General features: G+C 38.0%; 11 protein-coding genes and 1 riboswitch. Of the genes, 5 read left to right on the top strand and 6 right to left on the bottom strand.

The genetic code is table 11. The features are described 5' to 3' along the window. Nucleotides 1–9: 9 nt before the first annotated feature. Nucleotides 10–73, bottom strand: a riboswitch (Fluoride riboswitch). Between the two features lie 430 nt (nucleotides 74–503). Next, a complete protein-coding gene (locus BK009_RS12860) occupies nucleotides 504–968 on the top strand; it encodes an IS630 family transposase (protein ID WP_394340069.1) in 465 nt (154 codons plus the stop codon). Nucleotides 969–997: 29 nt separating this feature from the next. Beyond that, the gene (locus BK009_RS12865) at nucleotides 998–1,498 is read left to right on the top strand and encodes an IS630 family transposase (protein WP_394340079.1); all 501 of its coding nucleotides are present in this window, start codon (nucleotides 998–1,000) and stop codon (nucleotides 1,496–1,498) included. 237 nt (nucleotides 1,499–1,735) lie between these two features. Here BK009_RS12865 and BK009_RS05010 read toward each other — a convergent pair whose 3' ends face one another. Next, a complete protein-coding gene (locus tag BK009_RS05010) occupies nucleotides 1,736–2,197 on the bottom strand; it encodes a hypothetical protein (protein ID WP_100906812.1) in 462 nt (153 codons plus the stop codon). Between the two features lie 754 nt (nucleotides 2,198–2,951). On the opposite strand from BK009_RS05010, the gene BK009_RS05015 reads away from it, so the two are divergent. The 3 genes from BK009_RS05015 (at nucleotide 2,952) to BK009_RS05025 (ending at nucleotide 8,450) form a co-directional block, all read left to right on the top strand. Further along, on the top strand, nucleotides 2,952–5,093 hold the full coding sequence (locus BK009_RS05015) for an acetate--CoA ligase family protein (RefSeq protein ID WP_100909171.1): 2,142 nt from the start codon (nucleotides 2,952–2,954) through the stop codon (nucleotides 5,091–5,093). Between the two features lie 577 nt (nucleotides 5,094–5,670). Further along, nucleotides 5,671–8,037, top strand: coding sequence for a PAS domain-containing sensor histidine kinase (locus BK009_RS05020; RefSeq protein ID WP_100909172.1), 2,367 nt, complete (start codon nucleotides 5,671–5,673; stop codon nucleotides 8,035–8,037). 182 nt (nucleotides 8,038–8,219) lie between these two features. Next, nucleotides 8,220–8,450, top strand: a complete 231-nt coding sequence (locus BK009_RS05025) for a hypothetical protein (RefSeq protein ID WP_100906003.1) — start codon at nucleotides 8,220–8,222, stop codon at nucleotides 8,448–8,450. Between the two features lie 84 nt (nucleotides 8,451–8,534). Here the strand turns inward: BK009_RS05025 and BK009_RS05030 are convergent, their stop codons facing one another. The 5 genes from BK009_RS05030 to BK009_RS05050 form a co-directional block, all read right to left on the bottom strand. Continuing rightward, nucleotides 8,535–8,726 (bottom strand): 4Fe-4S dicluster domain-containing protein, encoded by a 192-nt coding sequence (locus tag BK009_RS05030; protein WP_100906002.1) that lies wholly within the window; start codon nucleotides 8,724–8,726, stop codon nucleotides 8,535–8,537. A gap of 513 nt (nucleotides 8,727–9,239) precedes the next feature. Beyond that, on the bottom strand, nucleotides 9,240–9,542 hold the full coding sequence (locus BK009_RS05035; RefSeq protein WP_236951038.1) for a hypothetical protein: 303 nt from the start codon (nucleotides 9,540–9,542) through the stop codon (nucleotides 9,240–9,242). A gap of 173 nt (nucleotides 9,543–9,715) precedes the next feature. Further along, the gene (locus BK009_RS05040; protein ID WP_100909174.1) at nucleotides 9,716–10,858 is read right to left on the bottom strand and encodes a hypothetical protein; all 1,143 of its coding nucleotides are present in this window, start codon (nucleotides 10,856–10,858) and stop codon (nucleotides 9,716–9,718) included. Nucleotide 10,859: 1 nt separating this feature from the next. Next, nucleotides 10,860–11,528 (bottom strand): hypothetical protein, encoded by a 669-nt coding sequence (locus BK009_RS05045; RefSeq protein ID WP_100909175.1) that lies wholly within the window; start codon nucleotides 11,526–11,528, stop codon nucleotides 10,860–10,862. Between the two features lie 74 nt (nucleotides 11,529–11,602). Continuing rightward, entirely contained in the window at nucleotides 11,603–12,397 is a 795-nt protein-coding gene (locus BK009_RS05050) for a DUF6282 family protein (RefSeq protein ID WP_100909176.1), read from the bottom strand. Nucleotides 12,398–12,472 lie beyond the last annotated feature (75 nt).

Raw genomic sequence — 12,472 nt, forward strand, 5'->3', positions numbered from 1 at the left:
CGATTCTTTAAATTTTCAGGAGTCATCAGCTTGTTTTAAGCATTTTTTGGTGAACCCCATCACCGAAGTTAGTGTTATAATTTTGGCCATATTTATAGTTTGAGACTACGACACCAATTTTAAAAAAATCTGGCATGTTAAAGTAATAATCCATTTACCATAGTCCAAGACATTTTACCATAGTCCAAGACATCCCAGTTATTTTCAAAACTCTTATATGGAGAACTGAATAGTTACAAGTTTGAAAATAGATATAAAAGCAAAGAAGGGAATTTAAATGGTTTTATTTAACGGTTAAAAACAATTAAAGATGAAAATAACCAAATAACATCGTTAATGGGTGCATGGTATATCCTGAACAAATAAAATTTAATAGTAATAGACATATTCAATTGAATTCGTGTTTTTTACTAATTCTCATGAAAAAAATGAATTATAGTTAAATACGTAACCTTTTTAACTAATAAGGTTCATATTTATTATTCATGAGTAGAAATCCTTCAATGAAAGTTGAAAAGTGGATTACTAGCGAAGAGCTCAAAAAACGAATCAGAGAAAAAGAAAAAGACATCAAAGTTTTAAATCGACTACATTTCATGAATTATTTATACAGTGGGTGCAGTGTTCCTGAAGCAAGTGATAAACTGGGAATAACGAAAGTCACAGGTTATAATTGGCTAGAAAGATGGAATGCAGACGGGTATGATGGTTTAATACCCAGATTTGCCGGAGGGAGGCCATCTAAACTTTCAGACAAAGAAAAACGTCAATTAAAAGAAATACTTAGAAAAAGAGATGATTGGACCACCAAAGAGATTCGTAACCTAATCCACGAAGAATTCGAAGTCGAATATAGCTTAAAACAAGTAGGAATCATTCTAAGAAACATGGGCTTAAAATTTGGTAAACCATACCCTAAGGATTATAGAAGACCACCTGACGCTGAAAAACAGTTAAAAAAAACATAGACCAATATTTAAACCTAAATCATGGTGTAATAGGATTTTTAGATGAATTCTCACCACAAAGCACAGCTAACACACAAAGAGTTTGGTCAACTACCAAACCATCTATAACCAAAAATACCACTCGTTTGAAAGCCAACACAATGGGATTCTACGCAATAAAAGGACAAAGCACCATCGATTTCAAAGAACACTCACGAAAAGAAGAAATAACTGCTTTCCTAAAACAAATAAGAACAGTAAACCCTTATGGCAGAATAATGATCATACTTGACAACTTCAGATCCCACCACGCCAAACTAACCACAGAAACCGCCAAAAAACTCAACATAGACCTCATCTTCATACCACCATACTCACCTGACCTCAAACCCATAGAATTCATCTGGAAAACAATAAAAAGAGAAATATCACCATTATTCATAGAAACACGAGAACAATTACGCGAATTAATAGAAAAAAACTATAAAAAATGCACACAATCCCTAACATATGCCCAAAAATGGATAAAAAAATTCTTAAAAATAAGTTAAAAAAGATTAGTAATGAACTATAATTTTCATATTTTATCACCGTATAAGATACTGTTCATAATTAATCATTAATTTTGTGAATTTTTTTCTACTAGTAACTATCATGTAACCTGTTTTTTCCAAACATCACTACAAAGACGTTAAAATTCAATTCAACATTAGAGAATCAGAGAATAAGAAAAGCTTACATTATTAACAAAGTCTTTATGGGTTAAACCCTAAAATTTGATGTAGTTATTACCATTTATTTTTCCATGGCATTTTTTGATTTTTATACCTAAGAAGATATGATCTAAATAACATGATTATCCCTATAATTATCATCCCTATTATTGAGTAAGTGAAATATACATTGCCCAAATAATTTTGTTTAAAAAAGGATTCATATATTATAATTACTCCAAACAGGATTAACAAAGCTAAAGAAGACAGATAATAGGTTTTATTGTGATAACCTTTGTTTCTGAATGTTCCATCAATAATGAAGGAAATACCCACTAAACTAGATAATATCTGTTGTTTTTCATTAAATATTAAAAGACTAATTAATCCAAAAATTAGGACAATAAAGCCGGTGATTATCATTAGATTAGATTTTTTCATCTTTTTTGATTTAACTATAATAAATCCAACAAAATATGTTACAATGAAGATAATAGCAAGCCCTATAAGTAGCGTAATGAGTGGATGCGCCAACATATTATCACTTACTTTTTTTACTATCTTGATGTTGAAAGAAGATAATAATCATAATTATCGTTAAAAATAGATATTCATACAGTCATATTTATTCTTTTATCAATAATATTGCAATCTTATTTTAGAACGAAAATAATGACAATTTAGTTACTTCGTTATAGGATAGTTTAACGAAATAAAACGGATTCTATAATCACTAAAATTAATATGGTGAAATAAGTATTTTTAATTTAATTGGGGTATATGTACTGATCATTTTTCTGTTGTTTGATGAATTTAAAGAAAAAAGAGGTTATTATTGGTTAAATCGTTGCTTGTAACCCAACTCTTTGAAAGTAATATTATTCATTAATCTACAAGGATTTATTTCAAACCCCTATTACAATTGAGTTCTCCAGATTGATGTATAAATAAAAATCTGAAACAATATTACGGGTAGTTTAAGATTATTAATATCCTCAATCTAAAAATTATCCCTTTTTACTGATTTTATTTAATAAATTTTCAGGTTGAAATACATTCACCAGCAATTGATTTTTCATCCTCATAATCACAACTTTCCATTTCTAATTAAAAATGATTGTAGACTTGACCCTATGTAGATAAAACTATTTCAATTCTAAAATAAAGAATTCTTAGAACTTATTAAGTTAGTTATTACTTTATTAACATGTATTTTTTTATAAATCCTTTGATTAATCCGAATATAATAAATAAGGGACCCCATAATTAGTATTAGATAATAGGTGATAACATGCTTGAAATGTTTAATGCTAAATCAGTTGCAGTAATAGGTGCATCAGAGACAAAGGGTAAAATTGGTTACGACTTGATGAAATCCCTTTTAAATTATTACAAAGGTAAAATCGTCCCCATCAACCCCAAAGGTGGTGAAGTCATGGGACTTACGGCCTATAAATCCATTAAAGAACACGGCCCAGTGGACCTGGCAGTTATAGTCATCCCATCACACCTGATCCCCACCACAGTGGAAGAATGTGGAGAAACTGGAATAAAAAACATAGTTGTGATCTCCGCAGGATTCAAGGAAGTGGACCAGGAAGGAGCAAGACTGGAAAACCAGCTGGTGGAAATATGCAAGGAATACAACATTAAACTGGTGGGCCCCAATTGTCTGGGAGTAATGGACACCTACAATAACATGAACGCATCATTCTCCTCAGACATCGCCCATAAAGGAAAAATATCCTTCATGACCCAGTCCGGAGCCATCATGGCCGCCATCCTGGATTACGCTGATAAGAAGAACATCGGGTTTTCCAGGATTGTCAGCCTGGGAAACAAGGCAGTGATCAATGAAAACGATTGTATGAAGGATTTCATGGAAGATGAAAACACCGAAGTAATAACTGCCTACCTGGAAGGTATAGTTGACGGGCCCGGTTTCATTGATGCCTGTAGGAGGGCATCACAGAAAAAGCCAGTCCTGGTTATAAAGTCCGGAACCACCTCCAAGGGATCAGAGGCAGTGTCCTCACACACAGGTACCATTGCTGGATCTGATTCTGCCTACGAAGCAGCCTTCTCCCAGTGTGGGATCATCCGGGTTAATTCCCTGGATGAGATGATGGATTACAGCAGTGCCCTGGCCCTGTCGCCCCTACCTAATGGTAAGAAGATAGCCATAATCACCAATGCCGGTGGACCAGCAATTATGACCACTGACGCTGCCATAAAAGCCGGGCTGGAAATGGCTGAGCTCACCACTGAAACCAAGGCCCGGTTAAATGAAGGATTACCAGATACTGCCAGTGTGAAGAATCCAGTGGATGTTTTGGGTGATGCCAGCCCCGAGAGATATGCCTTCACCCTGGAAACCGTGTTGGAGGATCCCAATGTGGATGGGGTGATCTACCTGGTAACACCCCAATCAGTCACTGAGCCAGAGGGAATTGCCCAGGTGGCAATTGATCATACGAAAAAAACTGAAAAACCAATTCTGTGCAGTTTCTTTGGAGGAACACGTTTTGAAGGGGCAGAAAAACTATTAGCCGCAGAACAGGTACCCAATTACCTTTACCCTAAAAGGGCAGTTAAGAGTATGAAAACCCTCTCTGATTACACCCTAATCCGGAAACAGGAATATCCCAAATCTCCGGAATTTGATGCTGATAAAAATCTGGTTAAAAACATTATAGAGGATGCACGGGAAAAGGGTAAACACACCCTGGGATTGGAGTCACTGGACATATTAAAGGCCTATGGAATCCCCACCGTGGGCACTGCCATCACCACTAACCTGGAAGAGACTGTGAAAGCCGCCGAGAAAATAGGATACCCCCTGGTTATGAAGATCGTCTCCCCCCAGATTTCACACAAGTCTGATGTGGGTGGAATTAAGCTCAACCTTACCAGTGCTGAGGAAGTGAAGGTTGCCTATGAGGATATGATGATGAACATACCATTAAAGGAGCCAGAAGCTGATCTGGAGGGTGTTCAGTTACAGAAAATGTTAACTGGTGGTACTGAAGTTATCATTGGTATGGTGCAGGATCCCACCTTTGGTTCCATGCTCATGTTTGGACTGGGCGGGATATATGTGGAAGTCCTGGAAGATGTTAATTTCGCCATTGCCCCGGTAAATGAGATGGAAGCCAAGGATATGATAAGGAAGATCAGAACCCATGAACTCCTGGAGGGAGTTCGGGGAGCTAAGCCCAAGGATGTGGATTCCATTGTGGATATAATTCTCCGTATATCACAACTGGTCACTGACTTCCCGGAGATCAACGAGTTTGAAATCAACCCATTAATGGTATTTGATGAAGGAGACGGAGCACTCGCCGTGGACATGAGGCTGATGTTAAAAGAAGGAGACAAAAGCGATCTCCTACAGAGTTCACCCCGATCCACAAGTCTTAAAACAAAATGTTAGATTGAGATGTGGGTTCTACAGTCATAAACCTCAGATGATTTTTCAGGGTTTTTTATCCTACTTTAACAGTTTTTTCTTAATACTTTTTTTCCAGATCAGCATATTTACTTTTTTTCCAGATCAACTGATAACATTTTTCCAGATCAAGAGATACATTTACCGTTTCACCGGATAAACTTATTATAGCCCCTTATTTTCTAATTATCCCGTTTTATGGATGAATATACTCTTTTTACCCCTGTTGTTTAAATTATATTAATAAGCAACTACATAATTAAAACTAGGGAATGGTTATAGTGGGGGATGCAATGAAAGTTAAGGAACTGGTACCTACGTTCCGGTCCATGGAGGAAAATGTCCACTCTAACTTGGAATAATAATAAGTATATTTTAAACTGTGAATAACTTCACAAAAAATTTTAAACTGGTTTATTTATTTGTGAATGATATAAATAATTAGAAGAACTTCAGATTGTTAGGTAATTGCCCCCTAATTGTGTTATGATGAATAAACCAGCGAAAATTGATTTAATATCTGCAAAATCAATATTATGGGAAAACTTCACATAGTGTTAACATGAGCAAAAAGCCATTAATATCCTTTAAAGTTGGAGTTTTACTAGCAATAATTATTACTATTAGCTTTGCAATTATTTCATTACTTCTACAGGATGATCAAACCCTCAGGATGATTTTCGGTGACCTGTCCAGTCCCCTCATTGGATTGGTGGTGGTTATCAGTTTGTCATATGCTGCTTACCGCTCCCAAGGTCGTATGCGGATTGCCTGGATGCTGATGACACTGGGTATTTTATCCTATGCACTGGGTGATGTTGCCTGGGCCATTATAGAGTTGGGATACAATCAGAACCCCTTCCCGTCTGTAGCTGACATTTTCTACCTGGTTTTTTATCCTCTTTTTGCTCTGGGCATTTATTTCCTTCCCCGTGCTAAGTTCAGTTACCTGGAAGAATTGAAGATCATTCTGGAAATGGGAATAGTCATACTGACAGTGGGCCTTATTTTCTGGATATTCCTGATAGAGCCTAATCTTTCTAATCAGGAAGAGTTCTTCCCTAGTATGATATCCATAACCTACATAATTGGTGATTTTGTTCTTCTTTTCGCCCTTATGCGGCTCCTTTACAGCAAATTCAAGGAAGAATACTACGGTCCTATGATACTCCTCGGTTTGGGAGTTATTGCTTTCATAGTAAGTGATTGTATTTACTCTTACCAGAATTTGCAGGGAACCTATGTATCCGGGGGTTTGCTGGATGTTGGTTGGATAATAGGCTTACTGGTGGTTGGTTTAGCAGCCTTCTTACACGCTAGTGATGAAAAATACAATCTTTACCAGTACTTTAAGACATTACCATTGACCCAATCCAACTTTACTTCTTATTTACCCCTTATTTGGGCCTTAATTGCTTTCTTATTACTCATACAAGTTGATAGAATTCCATATCAACCAAATATAGATTTAATGGAAATAATAGTGGGGATTATAATATTTATGGTGCTGATTCGGCAGTTACTTACGGAAAAAGCACTTTTAATTAGTGAAAAGAATTACCGTGAGCTGGTGGACAATTCCATGGTTGGTGTCTATCAAACCAACCTAAATGGAGATATACTCTTTGCCAATGAATCTCTGGTCAGAATATTCAAATCAGAAAGTGTAGAGGAGCTCAAATCCCAAAAGATTATAGATTTTTATAAAAACCCTTCCGAAAGAAAAAAAATCATTCGCAAGCTTAAAAAAGAAGGTAAACTGGAACAGTACGAATTAGAAATGGTTTCCAACACTGGTAAAACCATAAACATGTTAATGAGTGCCAATCTCACCGGCGATACTATATCCGGTATGTTAATGGACATCACCCAGCGTAAATACACTGAAATGGCACTGCAGGATAATGAAGAGAAATATCGCACTCTTTTTGAAGCTAACCCGAACCACACCATACTGGTAAGTTCAGATGGTGTAATTTTAGATGCTAACAGTTCCGCACTTCGTTTTTCAGGTCTATCTGCTGGAGAATTAATTGGCAAGAACTTCTCTGAATTGGGAATATTCTCCGCAGATAATCTAAGTTTTGTTAGGGAAAAATTTGCACGTGCCCTGAAAGGGGAAACTTTGAAACCTTTCCAGTACCAGTTGATCAATGAAAAGGGAGAGTACAGTTGGATTGAAACCCAACTGGTTCCCATAAAAAAGGATGAGATGGCCAACTCCATTCTGGTAATTGACACTGATATAACTGATCGAAAGAATGCTATGGATAGACTAAAATCATCAGTGAATGAGAAGAAGATTTTAATCAAAGAAATTCATCACCGGGTGAAGAATAACATGCAAATTATCTCCAGCCTGCTAAATCTGCAAATCCAACACCTGAATGATGATGAAGAAGTTGCAACCACTGTCCTAAAGGAGAGCCAGAACCGGGTTATGACCATGGCCATGATCCATGAAAAACTCTACCAGTCCAAAGATTTCACCCACATCAGATTTGAGGATTACATTAAACGGTTGTTATCTGATTTATTCTATTCTTATGACACCAGCAGTGACCGGGTTAAGCTGGTGGTGGATGTTGATGACGTAAACCTGAATATGGAGACTGCAGTTCCCTGCGGACTGATAATCAGTGAACTCTTCTCCAACAGCCTGAAATACGCATTTCCAGATGGCAGGGAAGGGGAGATAAGGGTAACCCTTAAACAAATCCCTGATGATGAAAAGAAATTTCTGTTAACCGTGAACGATAATGGTGTGGGTATGCCTCCGGATCTGGACTTTAAAAACACCACGACCCTGGGATTGGAACTGGTTAACAGCCTGACCAAACAGATTGATGGTGAGATCGAACTTGACCGCAGCCATGGTACCGAATTTAAAATAAGATTTAATGAATTGACCTATAAGAAAAGAATATGATCCTCTACATTTCAAATAACAATGTCAATTCTAAGTTAGGGAAATTATGCTTCACGGAATTAGATACAATCTCTTTGGATTTTAAAATTAATTCTAACCATCTAGTTAAGAGGAATAAAGTAAAGATATATAGGATGCCAATAAATAATAAAAATCAATCTGTTTTAAAGGAGTGATGTAATATGGATGTAGGTATGTTGACTGTGCAGTATCTAAACGGGAAAGAGGAATCCTTTGACATCTCCAGTTCGGAAGTGGATCAGATAAAGGTGATGGAAGACCGGATGGTTATCAGTTTCAATAAAGACCCTTCCACCCGCCGAAACCGATGTAAGGTTATAATCACCAGCAACCTGTCAAGTTATGAGATTTCACCGTGTGATCTGGAAGGATTAATTTCATCCTTCAAATAATATCCGGTGAACCGGCTTCTAATGTTTAATAGGCCTAAAAAATAATGTTAATCAATCAAGTAAAGGGAAAAAAATAGTTTCATCTTAAAAATTCTCATGTTTCACTGCATCCTCAGGACAGTTATCCACACACATGCCACATAGTATGCAGTTATCAGTATCCCCTACTAAGGGAACAGATTCATCATCATCCTGCTGGAAGATACCCACTGGGCAGTTGCTTACACAGGTGCCGCACTTGGTACACAATTCTGGATCTATTTCAATTTTAGGCATATTTATTCCTCCATGACAATAGATGATCGTTTTAAATTAAAATAATTTATCCCAAAATAGTTTATACACCCCTCACCCTATTTTTATATCAATCATTCCCCTATAAATTTTCTATTATCAATTCCTCATTAAAACATCCCCTGAAAACAAGTTAGATTCCAGTCTGGAACCATAGCCCAGGTAGGGGGTGGGGTGAAAATTGGCAAAGTTGGTGTTTTTCAATAACCACATATATACTGACTCCCCGAAATAGGGCACTTTCTCAAATTAATACATTTTTAGTGTAAGAGTATTAGTTAGGTTGCACTGAAATTTTAGTGTTGAGGTCCACTGAAACATTATAGAATGTGGAAAATTACAAACTTTTTTTATGTTATTTTCATTGTGAAAATTTAGTATGGGTTTTACCTATTTTTCCCAAACCCCAATTACTTAATTGTCGTACTGGTTCCTTCTTCAAAAACTTAAGTCTACATTAGAACTGCTAATAATACCATTATGATCAATGATACATCAGTCCGGTTGGATAAATTCAATTATGATCCCGGTCAACTCTTCAGTGGCCTTCAGGAATTCTCGGAATGTGGGAGGGTAACTGTTGGCACCATGGGCTTCCAGGTTTTGATCCCCATAGACCAGGTTAACTTCCCATTCATCCCCTTCCACACAACTATCCTTACAGCTGACCACGTACTCATCATACCAATCCCATACTCGGATCTCATTCACATGAGACCAGAATTCATTCCAATCATGTATTTCAGGTTTGATGTCTTTCTGTTGATCTATCCCTGATTCCAGAGAGAACTCCTTCAAGAATAATCTATCCCCATCCCATTCTAAGTTAAAAAAATAATCCTTAGGTGGAATTTGGTAACGTATACTGAATTCTGTGGGGTGCGGATCTGTCAATAAACTCTCTCCTAGATTGCAATGCTTATAATGGCCATCTATTGGAATATTATTTCTGGTTAAATAGTTTTAGATGCTTATCTGTTGAAGAGCTCATCCCACTTCTGCTCACCGAAAAGGGATATGAACTTCTCCTTATCCTCGGAGGAATACTGGAAAGCTTCCGGTCTTTTATACCTTTTTTGAGTGTATATGGTTTCTGCCTGGTTGACCAGCTCTTCAGGAGGTTTTTGATAGGGCTGACAATGAGGGTATGCTTTTTTAATTAGTTCCAGGGTTTCATCAGAATACCAGACCCGGTTGGCCTGGTATTCATTAATGTAGGTTTCATGCTGGAATATGTCATCCCAACCTAGTTGGAAGTAGTCCTGCAGGACTACTTCCCTGGCCCTTAGAACACCAGGATTACATTCCTGGGTGCGTTTAATGTTACGCATGGTGAAAGTCTGACCCCTTAAATCCACCCAACGTTCATCATGAGGTGCGAAACTTCCAAATGAATCCAGCCAATCGTAAACATTCATCAACATTTTCTCCCATAAACGTATGGTGATATTCCAACCAGTTATGAGGGGAGCGTATTCCCAGTCAAGTCTTTCCCTTTCCAATCCAAATTGGAAGCTATCTGCAACCTTGAATGGTAAATCAGCCACCAGTTTATCATGTATTTTGAGTAGTTTATCCTGTTTTTCCACTTCCAGAGGAAGATGCATAAACTCTGCAAAGGTTCTATCTCTCATTATAGAATCCCTTACAATCAGATCACCTTCTAATAACTGGTAGAGTCCTTTTTCTTCAGCTGTGCGCAGGAATACTGCATATGAAATTCCTGATCGGCCCAGTTCTATTAACTCTTCAATGGGGGCCTTTAAAATTTCATAATTGGGATCAGCCTCCAGGTTTTTAATGGAATTTTCATAGGCTTCCAGGGTTTTCTCCAGTAGAATTTCATCACCATCATCCCCTGAATATTCACCCCTGAGCAGTGCCGCCATTGTTTCAGAATAAGCATTGCTGAACTGGATGAATAGATTTTCGGTGGTGAGTTTCGCAGTGAAATCTGTTATATCATCAGTTTCCATTGCCAGGGCTTCCATTCTTCTAAGGGCATTCTCCATAGCCTTGAAAGATTCACTTTCCACCCCTTTCTCACTGATTTCCCGGTACATGTTGCGGTAGGTGTCCAGTATAGCATCAGCCATTGCCTTGTCCACTGGCATGTTAAATCCCCCGGTAGTTTTTGAACTGTTCTACTCTCTTTTTTAGTATTTCATCCGGTATGGGAATTAATCTGCGGTGTCTTTCCTCCCAGATTAGGTCCAGGTTAAATTTCCAGTGGGGATCCCATTGCTGGGCATTGGGTACCACTATTTCCACCCAGTCTTTACGTCCCTGATCAATGAGTTCCTGGGGGTAATCATGGTTTATTTCTTCCTTCCATTCCTCGGGGACTTCTGCATTCTGGTAAACCTCTATTTCTTCCAGCATCATCAGGTCATGGCTGATCTCCTGGGTGAAAAGGTCCAGGGTGATCTCAATATTCACCTCACCTTCAATCTCGGTTACGGTGTTAATGAGTTCTGCTTCAGTTTTAACTGAATCAACAAATTCCAGAATTCTTAAAGGAGCATGCGATCTTATTTCTTCATTTAAATCCTGATAAAAGTTCATTCTTGCAGTTTCCTTATCCTTTACCAGGGCAATTGCACTTTTAAGAGCTAACTGTTCATTTTCAACTTTTTGACCGAATTCTTCCAGGTTTTTTGAGTTAGCGATTGCCTGATAGAGTGCATCCTGGGATTCATGAGAATAGGGATACAGTGGGTTGTGTTCATATTTTTTCAATCGGGCCTGATAATATTGCAAATATTCCTGATGTCTTTTTTCCAATTTAAACCCTTCTTATTATGATTTTATTCTAATTATGCAACTAGAGAAATTATTTTTAGGAGTTATCTTGATTTTTATTTAAATAATAAATTTTCAGGGTTATCCCGACACATGAGGGTTATATCTTCCCCGGAAATTCCCTGTTTGATCAGGCTGGCCATCATCATCTGCATTCCCATCACTGGACTGGGGTTGTGTTGCTGTCCAAAGTCCGTGGCCAGGATACAATGCTGAGCACCCACCTCTTTAATGGCCTCCACCATTACCATTGGATCCAGCTTATCATGGCGGGGCATGGTGGCCACCCAGCAGTGTTCCAGGTAAGCATGACGGGCCATTTCCTTCATTTCATCGGTTGATGCCCCCACCACCCGGGTTAGGGGATGGTTGATCAATACTTTTCCCACTCCCAAACTGCGGCAGTGATCCAGTACCTGGAATATTTCCCCTGGATTGAGGTGGCCAGTGGCCAGAACCAGGTTGTTTTCTATTACCAGGTTTAATATTTCCTCCAGAGGATCAGCTTCCAGTTTTATTTCATGGTGATGGATGGTGGGGAGCCACACTATTTTACCACCCATGGAAGCCATGCTCTCCACTGCATCGGGATTTAAACCACCTACATTATGGTTGAGGGTTACACCACCCACTACTGGTAGGCCAGTAACCCAGTGGGCCAGGTAAGCCCTGCCAGCCGTGGGTTCTACATGGGATTTGATGACAATTGCAGCCATACCACTTTCTTTGGCCTCCAGAGCCGCCTCATAATCGTTTAATAGTCTTGGTTTAACATCAGGGCTGGTGTGGATATGGGTGTCTATGAAACCCGTGAGGATTTCTGCAGGTTTGATATCTTGACTGGAGTTCATATCTTTCAGATCCAGGATTTATTATTAATATGGGATTGTATTACATTTATTAAGATTTACAGTGTGTTTTTCCTT

This window comes from Methanobacterium subterraneum (genome assembly GCF_002813695.1).
In the GTDB taxonomy this organism is placed as follows: Archaea; Methanobacteriota; Methanobacteria; order Methanobacteriales; family Methanobacteriaceae; genus Methanobacterium; species Methanobacterium subterraneum.